Annotated in this window: 17 protein-coding genes; 12 read left to right on the plus strand and 5 right to left on the minus strand. The window is 74.0% G+C overall.

Going from position 1 to position 18,077, the window contains the following annotated elements; all coding sequences use genetic code 11:
- Positions 1-15: 15 nt before the first annotated feature.
- From ACF06X_RS31195 to ACF06X_RS31215, 5 genes are read right to left on the minus strand one after another with little or no spacing between them, the layout of a single operon-like run.
- Positions 16-1,281 (minus strand): MFS transporter, encoded by a 1,266-nt coding sequence (locus ACF06X_RS31195; protein ID WP_392290657.1) that lies wholly within the window; start codon positions 1,279-1,281, stop codon positions 16-18.
- Positions 1,278-1,952, minus strand: coding sequence for an ATP-binding cassette domain-containing protein (locus tag ACF06X_RS31200; RefSeq protein ID WP_392290658.1), 675 nt, complete (start codon positions 1,950-1,952; stop codon positions 1,278-1,280). The genes ACF06X_RS31195 and ACF06X_RS31200 overlap by 4 nt, the downstream gene beginning before the upstream one ends.
- Positions 1,949-2,890: an ABC transporter ATP-binding protein gene (locus ACF06X_RS31205; RefSeq protein WP_392290659.1), complete on the minus strand. Its 942-nt coding sequence runs from the start codon at positions 2,888-2,890 to the stop codon at positions 1,949-1,951. Before ACF06X_RS31205 ends, ACF06X_RS31200 begins: the two co-directional genes overlap by 4 nt.
- Entirely contained in the window at positions 2,877-4,601 is a 1,725-nt protein-coding gene (locus tag ACF06X_RS31210) for an ABC transporter permease subunit (protein WP_392290660.1), read from the minus strand. Before ACF06X_RS31210 ends, ACF06X_RS31205 begins: the two co-directional genes overlap by 14 nt.
- Positions 4,598-6,109, minus strand: a complete 1,512-nt coding sequence (locus ACF06X_RS31215; protein WP_392290661.1) for an ABC transporter substrate-binding protein — start codon at positions 6,107-6,109, stop codon at positions 4,598-4,600. Before ACF06X_RS31215 ends, ACF06X_RS31210 begins: the two co-directional genes overlap by 4 nt.
- A 185-nt stretch (positions 6,110-6,294) precedes the next feature.
- Between ACF06X_RS31215 and ACF06X_RS31220 the strand changes: the two genes are divergently transcribed.
- From ACF06X_RS31220 to ACF06X_RS31275, 12 genes are all read left to right on the plus strand, one after another.
- Positions 6,295-7,122 carry an amino acid ABC transporter ATP-binding protein gene (locus ACF06X_RS31220; protein ID WP_392290662.1) on the plus strand — a complete coding sequence of 276 codons (828 nt, stop codon included), beginning with the start codon at positions 6,295-6,297 and terminating at the stop codon, positions 7,120-7,122.
- A 41-nt stretch (positions 7,123-7,163) separates the two neighbouring features.
- Entirely contained in the window at positions 7,164-8,009 is an 846-nt protein-coding gene (locus ACF06X_RS31225) for a glutamate ABC transporter substrate-binding protein (RefSeq protein ID WP_392290663.1), read from the plus strand.
- 10 nt (positions 8,010-8,019) lie between these two features.
- Positions 8,020-8,685: an amino acid ABC transporter permease gene (locus ACF06X_RS31230; RefSeq protein WP_392290664.1), complete on the plus strand. Its 666-nt coding sequence runs from the start codon at positions 8,020-8,022 to the stop codon at positions 8,683-8,685.
- Positions 8,682-9,596 carry an amino acid ABC transporter permease gene (locus ACF06X_RS31235; RefSeq protein WP_392290665.1) on the plus strand — a complete coding sequence of 305 codons (915 nt, stop codon included), beginning with the start codon at positions 8,682-8,684 and terminating at the stop codon, positions 9,594-9,596. The genes ACF06X_RS31230 and ACF06X_RS31235 overlap by 4 nt, the downstream gene beginning before the upstream one ends.
- 61 nt (positions 9,597-9,657) lie before the next feature.
- The gene (locus ACF06X_RS31240; RefSeq protein WP_392290666.1) at positions 9,658-11,301 is read left to right on the plus strand and encodes an SDR family oxidoreductase; all 1,644 of its coding nucleotides are present in this window, start codon (positions 9,658-9,660) and stop codon (positions 11,299-11,301) included.
- Positions 11,298-12,671 carry a cryptochrome/photolyase family protein gene (locus tag ACF06X_RS31245; protein ID WP_392290667.1) on the plus strand — a complete coding sequence of 458 codons (1,374 nt, stop codon included), beginning with the start codon at positions 11,298-11,300 and terminating at the stop codon, positions 12,669-12,671. The genes ACF06X_RS31240 and ACF06X_RS31245 overlap by 4 nt, the downstream gene beginning before the upstream one ends.
- A gap of 121 nt (positions 12,672-12,792) precedes the next feature.
- On the plus strand, positions 12,793-14,895 hold the full coding sequence (locus tag ACF06X_RS31250) for an ATP-binding protein (RefSeq protein WP_392290668.1): 2,103 nt from the start codon (positions 12,793-12,795) through the stop codon (positions 14,893-14,895).
- 201 nt (positions 14,896-15,096) lie between these two features.
- Positions 15,097-15,462 (plus strand): STAS domain-containing protein, encoded by a 366-nt coding sequence (locus tag ACF06X_RS31255; RefSeq protein ID WP_392290669.1) that lies wholly within the window; start codon positions 15,097-15,099, stop codon positions 15,460-15,462.
- A 152-nt stretch (positions 15,463-15,614) separates the two neighbouring features.
- Complete coding sequence (gene nadE / locus ACF06X_RS31260; RefSeq protein ID WP_392290670.1) at positions 15,615-16,445, plus strand: ammonia-dependent NAD(+) synthetase; 831 nt, start codon at positions 15,615-15,617, stop codon at positions 16,443-16,445.
- Between the two features lie 111 nt (positions 16,446-16,556).
- Positions 16,557-16,955 carry a VOC family protein gene (locus ACF06X_RS31265; protein ID WP_392290671.1) on the plus strand — a complete coding sequence of 133 codons (399 nt, stop codon included), beginning with the start codon at positions 16,557-16,559 and terminating at the stop codon, positions 16,953-16,955.
- 82 nt (positions 16,956-17,037) lie between these two features.
- Entirely contained in the window at positions 17,038-17,268 is a 231-nt protein-coding gene (locus ACF06X_RS31270; protein ID WP_392290672.1) for a DUF6381 family protein, read from the plus strand.
- Between the two features lie 64 nt (positions 17,269-17,332).
- Positions 17,333-17,989, plus strand: coding sequence for a UdgX family uracil-DNA binding protein (locus ACF06X_RS31275; RefSeq protein WP_392290673.1), 657 nt, complete (start codon positions 17,333-17,335; stop codon positions 17,987-17,989).
- Positions 17,990-18,077 lie beyond the last annotated feature (88 nt).

Genomic DNA, 18,077 nt, shown 5'->3' on the forward strand with positions numbered 1-18,077 from the left:
GCCGCGTGCGGGCGATCAGTTCGCGCTGTCCGCCGTCGCCGGCGTGCCGCCGCCGCTGCCCCCGGTCCTGTCCTTGCCCTCGCTCCCGGCGGGCCGGCCGCCGCCGATCACCCCTCGGGGGACCAGCAGCACGCCAAGGAGCGGCACCACGGCCAGGAGCAGCCAGGGGACGGGCCCCGGTCGTTCCAGGAGGGCGCCGGCGGGGGCGGCGCCCGCGAGGACGACAAGACCCGACACGGAGGAGAGCGCCCCGGTGAACAGCCCCAGGCGCTCGGCGCCCGCCAGCTCGGGAACGCACGCCCGCGCCGCCGGGACCACGAGCATCTGCCCGCCGGTGAGCAGCACCGTGAACGCGAGCGCGGGCCACAGGCCCCCCACCGGGAGCAGGGCGCCGGTCACCGTGAACGCGACGGCGATCACCACGAGACCGCAGCGGATCGTCGCCGGCCAGGACAGCCGCGTCGCCACCCACCGCTCCAGCGGCACCTGACCGACCACCACCAGCGCCGAGGACAGCGCGAAGAGCCAGCCGAGCGCCCGCTGCGACCCGGTGGCCCGGTCCAGTTCGGCGGGCAGCGCGAGATATAGCTGGTTGTACGCCAGCAGGTAACCGGAGTACGCGAGCGCGAGGCCCAGGAACCGGCGGTCGCGCACCAGCGGCCCCCACGCGGTGGGCCGGCGCCGCCCGGTCGGCTCCGCGCGCGGCATCAGGAGCGCGTGCCCGGCGAGGACCAGGACGAAGACGACCGCCCCGGCCAGACACGCGGCCCGGAAGTGCCCTCCCGAGGCCCCGTCGCCCGTCCCGTACAGCAGCAGCGCGCCCAGGACGGGGCCCAGCAGCGCGCCGGCCTGCCCGCCGGCCGAGAAGAGGGCGAGGACGCGCGTGCGCGGCGGGCCGCCGTCGCCCTCGACGCGTACCGCCTCGCGCGCTATCTCGGTCTCCACGGCGGGCGAGAAGAGGGCCGCGGCGAAACCGACCAGGACGACGGCGCCGACGACCGCGCCCGTGGAGGTGGCGAAGGCCAGCCAGACGAAGCCCGTCACGCGCAGCGCGCAACCGGTGAGGACGACCGGCCGGGCGTCGTAGCGGTCGGTCAGCGCCCCGCCGACGACGAACATGCCCTGCTGGCTGAAGGTGCGCAGACCCAGGACGAGTCCGACCAGCCAGCCGCCGAGACCGAGCGTGCCGCCCAAGTGGTCGGCGAGATAGGGCAGTACGGCGAAGAAGCCGACGTTGAAGGCGAACTGACTCGCAATCAGCAGTCTGGCGAGCGGGGTCATGTGACGATCTTTCCGTCGCGCATGGTGAGCACGCGGTCGCTCAGGTGCCGGACCGCGGCCATGTCGTGGGAGATGAAGAGATAGCCGAGGCCGAGCCGGTCCTGAAGGTCCAGGAGGAGGTTGAGGACGCCCGCGCGCAGGGACGGGTCCAGGGCGGAGACGGGCTCGTCCAGGACGAGCAGCTCGGGCGTGCTCGCGAGCGCGCGGGCGATCCCGGCGCGCTGGCACTGGCCGCCGGACAGCTCGTGGGGGAGCCGCTCCCCGAGAGCGGGGTCCAGGCCGACCATGTCGAGGAGTTCGGCGACCCGCTCGGGGCCGGCCGGCCGCGACCAGCGCCCCTGGACCCGCAGGGGCTCGGCGACCTGGTCCCGGACGCGCCTGCGCGGGCTGAGCGAGCCGTAGGGATCCTGGAACACGGGCTGGAGACGCGGCCGGACCGCGCGCAGCCGGCGCTCGCCGAGCGCCGTCAGCTCCAGACCGTCGAACCGGACCTCGCCGGCGTGCGGCCTGCGCAGCTGCAGGACGGCGCCGGCGGTGGACGACTTCCCGCAGCCGGAAGGCCCGACGAGCCCCACCGTCTCGCCCCTGCGCACCTGGAAGGAGACGCCGTCCACGGCGGTGGCCGCGCCGTAGCGTACGACCAGGTCACGGACGTCGAGCAGCGGGGTCATACGGTCTCCAGGACGGCGTGGTGGCAGGCGACCGTACGCCCGTCGAGCGGCCGGGGCTCGGGCCGCTCGGCGCGGCAGCGATCGGTGACGTGGGCGCAGCGGGGCGCGAAGGCGCACCCCGTCGCCGGCTCGCCCGGGGCCGGCGGGCGGCCGGGAAGGACGGGCAGCCGGGTCTTCGGCGGGCCGTCGCCGCTGGGCAGGGAGGCGAGCAGACCCGCCGTGTACGGCGCGAGGGGCCGGGCGAGGACCCGGTCCACCGGCCCGTACTCGGCCAGGGCGCCCGCGTACACGACCGCCATGCGGTCCGCGTGCGCCCGTACGACGTCCAGCGCGTGGGTCACCAGGACCAGGGAGGCGCCCGTGGCGGAGCACCGCTCGCGGAGCAGGGTGAGGACCATGTCCTGCGTCGCCGGGTCGAGGGCGGTGGTCGGCTCGTCGGCGACCACCAGGTCCGGACGGTTCACCAACGCCATGGCCAGGACGGCCCGTTGCCGCATGCCGCCGGAGAACTCGTGTGGAAAGGCACCGGACTTGGCGGCCGGTATCCCGACCTCGACCAGGGCCTCCCGGGCCCCGAGCCGGGCGTCCCTCCTCGACAGGCGCTGAACCGACCTGAGCGCGAGCGCGAGTTGGTCACCGACCGGGTGGACAGGGGAGAGCGCGGAGAGCGCGTCCTGCGGGACCAGCGCGATACGGCGCCCCCAGTCGGCGGGCGTGACCGGGGAGCCGTGCAGGAGCACACTGCCACCGACCGTCGCCCCGCGCGGCACCGTGCCGAGGAGCGCGCGGGCGGTCAGCGACTTCCCCGCCCCCGACTCGCCCACCAGGGCCAGGACCTCACCGGGCAGCACGTCGAAGGAGAGGCCCCGGACGACGTCCACGCCGTCGAAGCCGACGCGCAGTGCGCGGACCGAGAGGAGAGCGTCAGACCGTGACACGGGTCGCCCTTCGTCGCAGGGGAACGGTACGGCGGCGCGCCGGCGCACCCGAGAGGGAGACGGCGAGCGCCGCGAGGAGCGCCAGGGCGACCGCCGGCGCGAGGGCGGCCACCGGGGCCCGCTCGACGTAGTCGGCGGACTCGTCGAGGAGCAGGCCCCACTCGGGGGACGGCGGCTGCGCGCCGAGCCCGAGGAAGCCCAGCGAGGCCAGCGCGAGCGCGATGCCGGGCAGCCGCAGGACGGCGTGCCGGGCGACCGGGGCGGCCACCGACGGCAGGACGTGCCGGCCCAGGATCCACAGCGGACTCGCGCCCATCGCGCGCTGCGCCATGAGGAAACCGGAGGCCCGGACCTCCTGGGCCAGGGCGGCGGCGTGGGAGGCGAGCGGCGGCCACGAGACCAGGGCGACGGCGAGGGCCGCCGCGCCGGTGCCGGGGCCCGTCGCGGCGGCGACGAGGATCCCGGCGACGACCGGCGGGACGGCGTTGGCGATGTCGGAGAGGCCGGAGGCCACGTTCGGCAGGAAGCCGAGCGCGAGCGCGATCAGATACCCGAGCAGGCACACGGCCGTGGCCGTGCCGACCGTCGAGGCCGCACCGTGCCCCAGCCGGGCGAGGACGTCCCGCCCGAGCGCGTCGGTGCCGAGCGGATGCTCCGCCGAGGGGGCGGAGAGCCGCAGCGCCGTGTCGACGGCGAACGGCTCGCGCAGCAGGCCCCAGCCGATCACCACGACCAGGACCGCGCCGAGCGCGAGGGGAACGGCCGCGGGGACCTGCACCGGACGGGCGGCGGGCAGGATGAGGCCCGCGTCGCGCAGCGCCGGGCCCAGCAGCCTGCGGCGCACGGCGGCGCAGACCCCGCCCACCAGCAGCCCGAGCCCGAGCAGCGCGAGCACCGTCCCCTGGAGCAGCGGCAGGTCCTGGGACTTGGCCGCGCCCAGAGCCGTACGGCCCAGACCCGGAATCGCGAACACCGTCTCGACGGCGACCGCGCCACCGGTCAGACCGACCACCACCATCCCGAACTGCGGCACCAGCGGCGGCAGGACACGACGGACGGCGGCAGCCGCGACCTGGGCGCGTCCGACACCCGCCCCGCGCCACAGCTCCACCCAGCGCTCCTGAAGGACCGAGGGCAGCGCGTCCGCGACCAGCCGGCCGAGCAGCGCGCCCGCCGGAACACCGAGGGCGAGCGCGGGAAGGACGAGGTGTCTGGGCCCGGCCCAGCCGGAGGTCGGGAACCAGCCGAGCCCGACCCCGGCCACGAGCAACAGGCCCAGCGAGAGAAGGAACTCGGGGACGGCGGCGAGCACCGCGCCGACCGTGCCGGCGCCACCCCGCCCCCGCAGGAGAACCGGCGCGGCGAGGGCGGCTCCCACGAGCAGCGCGACGACGAGCGCCGCGCCCATGAGCGACAGCGAGACCCGCAGGCCGGCCGTCACCGACGGCAGGACGTCCGTGCCCGACACCCAGGAGATCCCCAGTTCGCCGCGGAGCAGACCGCCCGCCCACCGCCCGAGCAGGCCCAGCGGGCCCGCGTCGAGCCCAAGGTCCGCGCGGATGGCGGCCAGGGCCTCCGGCGTCGGCTCCTGCTCGGCGGACCTGGCCCGCAGCAGGCTGAGGGCGGGATCCTTGCCGGACAGCCACGGCAGCAGCCCGGCCGTCGTCAGGACGGCGGCCAGACCGGCCGTGCGGGCGAGGGTCGCTCTCACTTGACGAAGGTGTCGAGCGTGACCAGCTCCCGCTCGCGCGGGTCGTGCGCGGCGCCGCTCACGTTCGCCGCGTCGCCCTGGATCACCCGCTCGTGCAGCATGGGCACGGCGGCGTCGGTGGCGAGCACGGCGGCCTCCGCGCGCATGATGTCCCGGCGCCGGGCGTCGCCCGTCGCGGCGCCCGACGCGGTGGCCAGCGCCCGGTCGACGGCGGGGTCGGAGAGCTGGGAGATGTTGAAGGAACCGCTGCCCGCGAAGTCGCTGAACAGGTACGCGGCCGGGTCGCCGGAGTCCAGGACGGTGGCCCGGGAGAGGATGAAGGCGTCGAACTTCCCCGCCAGGGCGTCCGCCTCGATGTTGGCGTACTCGCGGACCTCCAGCGTCACCTGGAAGCCGGCCGCCCGCAGCTGCTGCTGCAGGACCTGCGCCACCTCGGGCAGCTCGGCCCGGTCGGTGAAGGTGCCGATGGTGATCCTGGCGCCCTCGGGGTCGCCGGCCGGTGCGTGCGCGACCTTCCCGCGCAGCTTCGCCGCCCAGGGCAGCGCGGGGCCGAGCAGGCCTTCGGCGACGTCGGCCCTCCCTTCGTACACGCCCTTGACGATCTGTTCGGCGTCGATCGCCTCGCGGGCGGCGGCGCGCAGCCCCGCGTCCTTGAACGGGCCGGACCTGGTGTTGAGGTAGAGGGTGTTGGTGCGCGGCATCGGCACCTCGGTGATCAGCTTCGGGTCGAGGAGCGCGGCCTGCGACACGGGGACGGCCTCGACGATGTCGGCCTCGCCGCTGCGCAGGGCGGCCGCCCGCGCGGTGCCGTCGGGCACGAACTTCACGTCGATGCCGGAGGCCTTCGCCTTGCCGCCCCAGTACCCGTCGTAGCGGTTGAGCGTCGCGGACGCGGTGCCGGACACCTTCACGAGTTCGAAGGGGCCGGTGCCGGCGCCGACCGGGTCGACGGTCCTGCCGCGGTACGCCTTGGCGGCGAGGATGGAGAGCTGCGGCGAGCTGAGCCGCTGCGGTACGAGGGGGTCCGCGGCGCCCGTGGTGACGGTGACCGTGTGCGGGCCGGTGGCCCGGACGGTGAGGTCGACGCCGTCGAGGATGCGCGGCTTGGGGGAGGCGCCGGTGGCGGCCGTCAGCGAGGTCACGACGGACTGGACGGTGAGGGCCGTGCCGTCGTGGAAGGTGACACCGCGGCGCAGCGTGAACGTCCAGGTCCGGTCGGTCCGCTGCCAGGCGGTGGCGAGCGCGGGGACGGCGTTGCCGTCGCGGTCGAGCCGGACGAGCGTCTCGGCGGTGGACCAGCGCGACAGCTTGAAGGCGTCGTCCGACAGCGGCGAGAGGCCCGAGCGGGGCGGCTGCATCATCGCGAGGCGCAGCCGCCCGTCGCCGGGACCCTCCGAGGAGGTGCCGGAGGCGGAGAAGCAGCCGGTGAGCAGGGTCGCGGCGGTGCCGGCGGCGAAGGTCGCGAGCAGCGCGCGGCGGGGTATCGAGGGGTTTTCGGGCAGGCGCAAGGAAGGCCCCAAGGGGAGGTGCGAAGGTTGACGAGGCAACGACTCTAGCATCATGACAATCGTTTTCATCAGCCTTACCGGGCACACTGTGGCTCCGCCGTCCGGCGTGCGCGCGCCCGGCGGAGGGCGGAGCATGAACGTGGGGAGACAGCACAAGAGCGGGGGCGGTGACCCAGGAGGGTGCCATGCCCGTCCGGGACGGCAGCGGCAGCGGCAGCGGCGGCGACCACGGCAGGAGGCGCCTCGCCAGGAGCGGCGACGGCGGCCACGGCGACGGCGACGCGCTCGTCGTCCTGCGTGACGTCGACAAGCACTTCGGTGCGCTCCATGTCCTCCAGTCCATCAACCTCACCGTGGGCCGGGGCGAGGTCGTGGTCGTGATCGGCCCGTCCGGCGGCGGGAAGTCGACGCTCTGCCGGGCCATCAACCGGCTGGAGACCATCGACTCCGGCGAGATCGTCATCGACGGCAGGCCCCTGCCCGCCGAGGGCCGGGAACTCGCCGCCCTGCGCGCCGACGTCGGCATGGTCTTCCAGTCGTTCAACCTGTTCGCGCACAAGACCGTGCTCGAGAACGTCACCCTCGGGCAGGTCAAGGTCCGCAAGAAGGACAAGAAGACCGCCGAAGGGCGGGCCCGGCAACTGCTCGACCGGGTGGGGGTCGCCTCCCAGGCCGACAAGTACCCGGCGCAGCTCTCCGGCGGTCAGCAGCAGCGCGTGGCGATCGCCCGGGCCCTGGCCATGGATCCCAAGGTGATGCTCTTCGACGAGCCGACCTCCGCGCTCGACCCCGAGATGATCAACGAAGTCCTCGAAGTCATGCAGCAGCTCGCCCGCGACGGCATGACGATGGTCGTCGTCACCCACGAGATGGGCTTCGCCCGCTCCGCCGCCAACCGCGTGGTGTTCATGGCCGACGGCCGGATCGTGGAGCAGACGACACCCGACCAGTTCTTCAGCAACCCGAGCAGCGACCGCGCCAAGGACTTCCTGTCCAAGATCCTGCACCACTGAACCGCGGCTCCGCGTGCACAGCAGCCTCCAGGGGTGATCACATGAACCCGCGCAAGCTCACCAAGGCCGGTGTGGCCGCGGCCGCGGCCCTCGCCCTGTCCTTCTCCGCGGCCGGCTGCGGAGACGACAACGGCGGCGGCGGCGCCGGCGGTGGCGACGAGAGGATCACCGTCGGCATCAAGTTCGACCAGCCCGGTATCGGACTCAAGACGCCCGACGGAACGTACACCGGATTCGACGTCGACGTGGCCACCTACGTCGCCAGGGAACTCGGCCACGATCCCGGCGACATCGAGTGGAAGGAGGCGAAGAGCGCCGACCGCGAGACGATGCTCCAGCGAGGCGACGTCGACTTCATCGCGGCCTCGTACTCGATCAACGACGAGCGGGCGCAGAAGGTCGACTTCGCCGGTCCGTACCTCCTGGCGCACCAGGACGTCCTGATCCGCGCGGACGACACCTCCATCACCAAGCCCTCGGACCTCAACAACAAGAAACTCTGCTCGGTCACCGGCTCCACGTCCGCGCAGAACATCAAGGCGCGCATCGCACCGCAGGCGCAGCTCCAGGAGTACGGAGGGTACTCGGAGTGCCTCACCGGCCTGGAGAACGGCGTGATCGACGCGCTGACCACCGACGACTCGATCCTCGCCGGCTACGCCGCGCAGGACGAGTTCAAGGGCAAGTTCAAGCTCGCCGGCTTCAAGCTGAGCAACGAGAACTACGGCATCGGCGTACAGAAGGGCAGCGAACTGAAGGCACAGATCAACACCGCGCTCGAGAAGATGGTCGCCGACGGCTCCTGGCAGCAGGCCGTGCAGAAGAACTTCGGCCCGGCCGGCTACAAGAACGAACCTCCGCCGAAGATCGGCGAGATCGTGAAGTGAGCAGGCCGACGTGTTCGACTTCCTCGAAGGGTACGACCTGCTGGGAGCCTTCTGGGTGACGGTGCAGCTCACCGTCTACTCCGCGATCGGTTCCCTGATCTGGGGGACGTTGCTGGCCGCCATGCGCGTCAGCCCCGTCCCCCTGATGCGGGGCTTCGGCACCGCCTACGTGAACATCGTCCGCAACATCCCCCTCACGGTCATCATCGTCTTCACCTCGCTCGGCCTCTTCCAGACGCTCGGCGTCAGCATGGGCGCCAAGGACTTCACCACCATCAACTTCCGGCTCGCCGTGCTCGGACTGATCGCCTACACCGCGGCCTTCGTCTGCGAGGCGGTGAGGTCCGGCATCAACACCGTGCCCGTCGGCCAGGTCGAGGCGGCCCGCGCCATCGGGCTCGACTTCCCCCAGGTGCTGCGCCTGATCGTGCTGCCCCAGGCCTTCCGCTCGGTCGTCGGCCCTCTCGCCAACGTCCTCATCGCCCTCACCAAGAACACCACGGTCGCCGCCGCGATCGGCGTCGGCGAAGCCGCCCTGCTGATGCGCGAGATGATCGAGAACGAGGCCCAGCTCATCCTCATCTCGGTGATCTTCGCCGTCGGCTTCATCTGCCTCACCCTCCCGACCGGTCTCGTCCTCGGCTGGCTGAGCAAGAAGGTGGCGGTGAAGCGATGAAGGAACGGCCCACCGTCCTGTACGACGTCCCCGGCCCCCGCGCCCGGCGGCGCAACGTGCTCTACACCGTGCTCTTCCTGCTCGCCCTCGCCGCGCTGATCTGGTGGGTGGTGGTGAGCCTGGAGCAGAAGAACCAGCTCGAATGGTCCAAGTGGTCGCCGTTCTTCACCGACTCCCGCGCCTGGACGACGTACATCCTGCCCGGCCTGGAGAACACCCTCATCGGGGCGGCGCTCGCCATGGTCATCGCCCTGCCCCTCGGCGCGCTCTTCGGCATCGCCCGGCTCTCCGACCACCTCTGGGTGCGGGCGGCGGCCGGGACGGTCGTGGAGTTCTTCCGCGCCATCCCCGTCCTGATCCTCATGCTCTTCGCCAACGCCGCCTACTCGGAGTTCACCGACATCAGCCCGGAGACCCGCCCGCTGTACGCGGTCGTCACCGGCCTCGTGCTCTACAACGCCTCCGTCCTCGCCGAGGTGGTACGGGCCGGCATCCTCTCCCTGCCGACCGGTCAGACCGACGCGGCCAAGGCCATCGGCATGCGCAAGGGCCAGACCATGGCGTACGTCCTGCTGCCGCAGTCGGTCACCGCGATGCTCCCGGCGCTTGTCAGCCAGCTCGTCGTCATCGTCAAGGACACCGCGCTCGGCGGCGCGATGCTCGGCTTCTCCGAACTCCTCGCCTCCGTCCGGCCGATGAGCGCCAACTACGGCGCCAACACCATCGCCAGCTTCACCGTCGTCGCCGTGATCTTCGTCCTCCTGAACTTCGCGCTCACCACCTTCGCCGCCTGGCTCGAACGCCGGCTGCGGCGCGCGAAGAAGTCGACGGGCGCGGTCGTCGGCGCCGACGCGGTCGAGGAACTGGCCACACCAGGCGAGCACGTCGGCCCCGCCGACGGGCGGAAATGACGCGCCGGCCGTTCACTCGGCAGAGAAGGACGAAGCACCTGCGAACGGAGCACACACCTCCATGACCGACACAGCCCCGCACGGCAACGGCAACGGCAACGGCAACAGCGACGGCAACGGCGGCCCGGAGCCCCACCCCGCACCGGGCCGGCGGTGCCTCGTCACCGGTGCCAGCGGGTACATCGGCGGACGGCTCGTCCCCGAGCTGCTCGCTGCCGGTCACCAGGTCCGCTGCCTCGCCCGCACCCCCGCGAAGCTGCGCGACCACCCCTGGGCCGCGCGGACCGACATCGTCCGCGGCGACGTCACCGACGCCGCGAGCCTGGCACCCGCCCTGCGGGACATCGACGTCGCCTACTACCTGGTGCACGGCCTCGGCGGCGGCCGCGACTTCGAGCGTACGGACCGCGACGCCGCCCGCACCTTCGCCGAGCAGGCCCGCGCCGCCGGAGTGCGCCGCGTCGTCTACCTCGGCGGCCTCAGCCCCCGCGACGTCCCCGACGAGGACCTCTCACCCCATCTGCGCTCCCGCGCCGAGGTCGGCCGCATCCTGCTGGACTCCGGTGTCCCCACCACGGTGCTGCGCGCCGCCGTGATCATCGGTTCCGGGTCCGCCTCCTTCGAGATGCTCCGCTATCTGACCGAGCGCCTGCCCGTGATGGTCACCCCGAGCTGGGTGCGCACCCGCATCCAGCCCATCGCCGTACGGGACGTCCTGCGCTACCTCGTCGGCAGCGCCCGCATGCCCGACGACGTCAGCCGAACCTTCGACATCGGCGGTCCCGACGTCCTCACCTACCTCGACATGATGCGCCGGTACGCCGCCGTCGCCGGCCTGCCCCGGCGGCTGATCCTCCCCGTGCCGGTCCTCACCCCACGCCTCTCCAGCCTCTGGGTCGGTCTGGTCACCCCCGTGCCGAGCTCCCTCGCCCGTCCGCTCGCGGAATCCCTCCGGTACGAGGTGGTCTGCCACGAGCACGACGTCGCCTCCCTGGTTCCCGACCCGCCGGGCGCCCCGCTGCCCTTCGACACGGCCCTCACCCTCGCCCTCCAGCGGGTCCGCGAGGCCGACGTCACCACGCGCTGGTCCTCCGCCTCCGTGCCCGGAGCCCCCAGCGACCCGCTTCCCACCGACCCCGACTGGGCCGGCGGAAGCCTCTACAGCGACACGCGGGAACGCACGGTGGAGGCCCGGCCCGAGGCGCTGTGGCGGGTCATCGAGAGCATCGGCGGCGAGAACGGCTGGTACTCCTTCCCCCTCGCCTGGGCGGTACGGGGCCGGCTCGACCGCCTCGTCGGCGGCGTCGGACTGCGCCGGGGCCGCCGCGACGCCGCACGCCTGCGCGTCGGCGACTCGCTGGACTTCTGGCGGGTCGAGGAGATCGAGCGCGGCCGTCTGCTGCGACTGCGCGCCGAGATGCGGCTCCCCGGACTCGCCTGGCTGGAGATGTACGCCGAACGGGACGAGGAGGGGCGCACCCGCTACCGGCAGCGAGCCCTGTTCCATCCGCACGGCCTCGCGGGCCAGGCGTACTGGTGGAGCGTCGCCCCCTTCCACGCCGTCGTCTTCGGGGGCATGGCCCGCTCCATCGCGCGCACGGCGGAGGCGAGCGACGCAGCGGGCGAAGACCCCGGCACGGCGCCGCCCGCCCCCGTCGCCACCTCGTCGTCCACCGCCTCCGCCCCACCGGGAGAAGCCCCATGACCGTCTCGGTCGTCCTGTTCACCTCGGACCTCCGGCTCCACGACCATCCGCCGCTGCGCGCCGCGCTGGGCCCGGGCGACGAGACCGTCCCCCTCTTCGTACGGGACCCGGCGGTGGACCGGGCCGGCTTCGCCGCGCCGAACAGGCTCGCCTTCCTCGCCGACTGCCTCGGCGACCTGGACGCGGGCCTGCGGGAGAGGGGCGGCCGGCTCGTGGTGCGCTCCGGCGACACCGTCGAGGAAGTCTGCCGCGTGGCGCGGGAGGCCGAGGCGGAGGAGGTGCACATGGCGGCCGGGTGCAGCGCGTTCGCCCGCCGCCGCGAGGACCGGCTGAGGTCCGCCCTCGAGGCGGCGGGCCGACGGCTGTACGTCCACGACGGCGTGGAGACCGCCCTCCCGGCCTGCGCCGTCACCCCGCAGGGGTCCGACCACTTCGCCGTGTTCACCCCGTACTTCAGACGCTGGAGCCGGGAGCGGCTGCGCGAGCCGCTGGCGGCTCCCCGGCGGGTACGGGTGCCCGAAGGGATCCGTACGGAGGAGGTGCCGGCCCGTGCGGCCGTCGCCTCCGTCTCCCCGGGCCTCGCCACCGGCGGCGAGCGGGAGGCCAGGCAACGGCTCACGGCCTGGCTGACCGGGCACCTCGACACCTACGCCGAGCAGAACGGCGACCTCGCGGCCGACACCACCTCGCGCCTCTCGCCGTACCTCCACTTCGGCGCGCTCTCCCCGGCGGAGGTCGTACACCGTGCCCGGTCCCAGGGCGGGCCGGGCGCCGAGGCGTTCGTACGGCAGCTCTGCTGGCGCGACTTCCACCACCAGGTGCTCGCCGCCCGCCCCAGGGCGGCCGTCGAGGACTACCGGCCGCGCGGCGACCGGTGGCGCGCGGGCCGTGCGGCGGAGGCCGACCTGCGGGCATGGCGGGAGGGGCGCACCGGCTATCCCGTCGTGGACGCCGTCATGCGGCAGATGGCGTACGAAGGCTGGGCGCACGGCCGGGGGCGACTGATCGCCGCCTCCTTCCTCACCAAGACGCTCTACCTCGACTGGCGGGCCGGCGCCCGGCACTTCCTCGACCTCCTCGCGGACGGCGACGTGGCCGACAACCAGCTCAACTGGCAGTGGATGGCGGGCACCGGTACCGACAGCCGCCCCAACCGGGTCCTCAACCCGGTGCTCCAGGGGCTTCGGTACGACCCCGAGGGGGTGTACGTACGGCGCTGGGTGCCCGAGCTCGCCGGGATCGAGGGGGCCAGGGTCCACGAGCCGTGGAAGCTGCCCGGTCCCGAACGGGCCCGCCACGCCTATCCCGACCCGATCGTCGAGCTGGCCGAAGGCCTCGCCCGCTTCCGGCACGCGCGCGGTCGGACCTGAGCGGCGCCCACCGTGCCGGCGCACAGCCGGCGCGGGAGCGCCGCCGCCTCCCGCGGGCGGGCGTCGCGACGGCCGGTGCCGTCGGCGAATGACCCGATCCCGGGGGCCGTCGGTGCCCGGCATGGGGGACACTGCTCCCGTGCGTGGACATCTACCGGACGAGAACGGCGACTTCGTGGGACGGCGCACCGAAACCGCCCGCCTCGAAGCCGAGTTGGCCGGGCACCGCCTGGTCACCGTCACCGGGGTCGGCGGAGTCGGCAAGTCGCGCCTCGCCCTGCACACCGCCCGGCGGATCGCCGCCCGGTTCCCCGACGGCGTGTGGTGGGCCGACCTCACCCCGCTCCAGGGGGACCGGCTGCTCGTCGCCACCGTGGCCGACGCCGTCGACCTGAGCGACCACACCCCCGGCATGCCCGTCGCCGCGCTGGGCCGGTGGCTCGCCGCCCGGCGGCTCCTGCTCGTCCTCGACTCCTGCGACCACCTCGCCGAGCCCTGCGCCCGGCTCGTCACCGAACTCCTCGCCGCCGCCCCCGACCTCACCGTCCTCGCGACCGGCCGCCGCCCCCTCGGAGCGGACGAAGAACGGGTGATGGCCCTCGAACCGCTGCCGCCGACCGGGCGCGACGCCCTCGATCTGCTCCGCCGACGCGACGCGCGGGGCGTCGCCCCGCGCGTCCCCGGCCGGTGGCGGACCGGGCCCGCCGCCGAGATCTGCGCCCGCCTGGAAGGCATCCCCCTCGCCCTCGAGCTCGCCGCCGCCCAGATCCGTATCCAGGGCATGGACGCCGTGCGCGCCCAGCTCGGCTCCCGCTTCGACCTCCTCGTCCACGACGAGCGGGTGTGGCCGCGGCGCCACCAGACGCTCCGCGCCGCGATCGGCTGGAGCCACGAGCTGTGCGACCCGCTCGAACGGCTCCTGTGGGCACGGCTCACCGTCTTCCGCGGCCCCTTCGACGCCTCCTCCGCCGCGTTCGTGTGCGCGGGCGGCCCGCTGACCCCCGAGACCGTTCCCGAGGTCCTCGAAGCGCTGGTCCTGAAGTCGGTCGTCGGCAAGGAGGGCGGCCGGGGCAGCGGCCGCTACCGGCTCCTCGACACCGTGCGCGAGTACGGCGCGGAGTGGCTGGAGCGGCTCGGCGAGACCGAGGCCGTCGCCGACCGGCACGCCGCCCACTGTCTGCGCCTCGCCCGCCAGGCCGACGCCGGATGGCTCGGCCCCGACCAGCTGCCTTGGTACACGGTGATCGCCGAGCTCCACACCGATCTGCGGACCGCCCTGCAACGGCTGCTGCGCACCGACCCCGACGGCGCGCTCGCGCTCGTCGGCGCGGTGGGCTTCTTCTGGACGTGCCGCGGACGGCTCGGGGAGGCCCGGGACCACCTCGAACAGGCGCTTCTGCTGAGCGACGCCCGCGGCTCCGACCGGGCCCGCGCCCTGTGGGCCCTGGGCCTGGCACTGACGCTCCAGGGCGAGTTCACCGCCGCTCAGGAGGTGAGCGAGCGGTGCGCCCGCGAGGCCCGGCACGCCGAGTACGACGCCGGCGCCGCCTCCGACGCCGGGGGCTTCGTCGGCCCGGGGGAGAGGACCCTGGACGCCGCCTACCTCGCGGGGCTCCTCGCCCTGCTGACCGGCCGTCCGATGGCCGCGCTCGTCGTCGTCGGCCATGTGCTGGACGCCGTTCCGGGCGGCCCGGCCGACTCCGCCGCCCGCCTGCGCTGCCTTCTCGTCCGCGTCTCCGGCCTGACCGGTCTCGGCAGGATCGAGGAGGCCCGGCACGAGGCGCTCGCGCTCCGGCAGGTCTGTACGGACCTCGGCGAGCACTGGACGCGCGCCTCCCTCGACTACCAGCTCGCTCTCATGGGGCTGCTCGAAGGACAGCCCGCGACCGCCGCCGACCACGCCCGGGCCATGCTCGAAGGCAAACGGCGGCTGGGCGACGGCTTCGGCGTCGCCCTGGGCCTCGACGTCCTCGCGGCCGCGCTCGCCGCGAGCGGGGACGGGGAGCTCGCCGCCGACGTCTCCGGCACGGGGGAGGCGTACTGGCGCTCCACCGGCCACGCCCAGCGCGGCATGCCCGAACTGCGGGCCCTGCGCGAGAAGTACGCGCACCGGGCGCGCGAGACGATCGGCGCGCCGACCTACGAGGAGATCTTCCTGCGCGCGCTCTCCGGCCACCCGCAGGAGGGCCTCGACCGCGCCCTGCGCGGTTCCCCGCGCCGCTGAACCGCCGCTGAACCGCCGCCGGACAGCGCCTGTCCAGCCGCCGGACAACCGCCGGACCCCGAAGCGGAAGGCCGCCGGGGACACGGGGCGTGACGCGTGTGGGTGGTCGATGTCCCCCGGAAGTGGATCACCGGTGCTCGCCGGGGTGACGGGGCGGCGCGCCGGGTTCGCGTCGAGGGTCCGAGCGGCCTTGATGGGTGCGTGAGTACCACGAGCACCGCACCGATACTGACCGGCATCCCCCACCCCGACCCGCGCGACCGGCACGCGCGCGACACGCCCCGCGACCTGGTCGTCCACTCCTGTACGAGCGTCGGCGCCACGACCCTGCTGATCCGGCTGCGGGGCGAGATCGACCACTTCAGCGCCGCGCCGCTGCGGGCGATGCTCACCTCCGCCGCCGCCGAGGGTTTCACCCACCTGATCCTGGACGCCTCGCGGGTCACCTTCTGCGACGCCGGCCTCCTCGGGGTCCTCGCCCAGTGGTCGAGGACCGGCCGCGGCTACCGCATCGACGCGCCCTCGGACGTCGTCCTCAGGCTGCTGAGAGTCGCGGCGACCCCCTGACGCGCCGGTGGCCGGCGGCCCGCCATGCCGTGGGACCGCCGGCCACCGGGGCCGTCGCCCGGTCACGTCCCCGGCCTCGGAGCCCGACGCCTCGCCGCGTACCGTGTACGCGCGCCCCTTCCGTACCACCGACACCTCCCGAGGAGCACTCCGTGACCGACCCGGCGTCCACCGCCCTGCAGCAGCAGATCGCCCGGGAACTCGAGGTTTCCGAGACCTTCGACCCTCTCGTCGAGATCGAACGCCGGGTGGCCTTCCTCGCCGAGCGCCTCACCTCCACGGGCCTGCGCTGCCTCGTGCTCGGCATCAGCGGCGGTGTGGACTCCACGACGGCCGGGCGGCTCTGCCAGCTCGCCGTGGAACGGGCCAGGGCCGCCGGCCACGAGGCCGCCTTCTACGCGATGCGGCTGCCGTACGGCGTCCAGGCCGACGAGAAGGACGCCCAGCTCGCCCTGGGCTTCATCGCCGCCGACCACGTCCTGACCGTGGACGTCAAGCCGGCGAGCGACGCGGCGCTCGCCGCCTGCCTGGCCGGGGGAGTGACCTTCCGCGACGCCCACCACCAGGACTTCGTCCAGGGCAACATCAAGGCGCGGCAGCGGATGATCGCCCAGTACGCCGTGGCGGGCGCCCACAACGGCCTCGTCGTCGGCACCGACCACGCGGCGGAGGCCGTCTCCGGGTTCTTCACGAAGTACGGCGACGGCGCGGCCGACGTCGTGCCCCTGACGGGCCTGACCAAGCGCCGCGTCCGCGCCGTCGCGGAGGCCCTGGGCGCTCCCTCGGAGCTGGTGTGGAAGACCCCCACGGCCGACCTGGAGACGCTCGACCCGGGCAAGCCCGACGAGGACGCGCTCGGTGTGACGTACGACGACATCGACGACTTCCTGGAGGGCAAGCCGGTGAGCGAGGCCGCCTTCGCCTCGATCGTCCGCCGCTACGAGCTCACCGACCACAAGCGGCGGCTGCCGATCGCTCCCTGAGAGTGACGGGCGGGACCCATCCGGACGCCTCCGCGTGGCGCGGCCGGGTCCCGCCCCCGCCGTGGTGTGCCCTGGAGCCCCGATGGGCACACAGGCGGAGGGAAGACGGCCATGTTCGGACAGGCGAAGGCGTTCAGCGGTTTCTCGGTGGACGACCTCGAGAAGGCCAAGCGGTTCTACGGCGACACGCTTGGGCTCCGGGTCGAGGAGAGCGGCTCCGGAGACATGAGGATGCTCGGCATCACCCTCGGCGGAGGCGCCCAGGTGTTCGTCTACCCCAAGGAGAACCACACCCCGGCGACGTTCACGATCCTCAACTTCCCGGTCGACGACATCGACGCGGCGGTCGACGAGCTCGGCAGGCGCGGGGTGCGCCTGGAGCGGTACCCGGACTTCGACGCGGATGAGAAGGGCGTCGTCCGGCTGGGTGGCGGCGACGAGGGCCCGGCGGCCATCGCCTGGTTCACCGACCCGGCCGGGAACATCCTCTCCGTCCTCCAGGAGAGCTGAGCGCCACGGTGGTTTTCCACGGGCCGGCCCGGGAAGCCGCTGCCCTGAGGAGACAGCCGGGCGACGGCCGAGGAGGCGCACCGTGACGCGGCACGAGGAGAGCAGGCGGGAGAGCGAGGGCGCGCACGCCCACGCCCAGTACCAGCGCGACAAGGCGGAACATCTCCTCCAACGCGCGCGTCGGAGCACCGACCCGGAGGAGGCCGCCCGCCTGCGCGAGCAGGGGGAGCGGCTCAAGGAACGCAGCGAGCGGGCCCTGGCCGAGGAGCACGAGCCCCGGCCCGGCGACCTGCACGAGGAGTACCCCGGCTGACCCGTGAGGGGGTACGGGCACAGGTACGGCCAGGCGGGGACGTCTCGACGAACGGAGACCCGCGATGACCGGAAAGGACACCCCGGACCGGCCCGGTGAAGGGTACGACGCCACGCCGTACCTGCCGCGCGACGGCGGCATCGAGGCCTACCGCCGGGCCGCCGCGGACTGTCAGGGCTGCCCCCTCTTCGCCGAGGCCACGACGACGGTGTTCGGCCGGGGCGACCCCGCCGCCCCCTTCATGCTCGTCGGCGAGCAGCCCGGCGACCAGGAGGACCGCAAGGGTCAGGCCTTCGTCGGGCCCGCGGGCCGGCTGCTGTCGAAGGCGCTGCGCGAGGCGGGCATCGACGAGGAGGACGTCTACCTCACCAATGCCGTCAAGCACTTCAAGTTCACCCAGTCGGGACCGGGCAAGCGCCGCATCCACAAGGCGCCCAGCCTGCGCGAGATGACCGCCTGCCGGCCGTGGCTGGAGGCCGAGCTACGGCTCGTCGACCCGAGTGTGGTGGTGGTGCTCGGCGCGACCGCGGGCAAGGCCGTCCTCGGCCGCACCTTCCGCGTCGGCGCCGACCGCGGCGCGGTGCTCACGCTGCCCGGCGCGGACGGCGGCCCCCACGTCGTGGCGACCCTCCACCCCTCCGCCGTCCTGCGCGCCGACGACCGCGAGAGCGCCTACGCCGGTCTCGTCGCCGACCTGCGCGTCGCGGCCGCCGCCCGGTGAGACCGGGCGGGCGGACCACGGCGGGACCGGGCGGGCGGACCGCGGCGGCACCCGGGTGAAATCCCCGGCGCCCGGGAGTGTTCGGGCG

It is taken from the genome of Streptomyces sp. NPDC015346, assembly GCF_043078785.1.
Classification (GTDB): Bacteria; Actinomycetota; Actinomycetes; order Streptomycetales; family Streptomycetaceae; genus Streptomyces.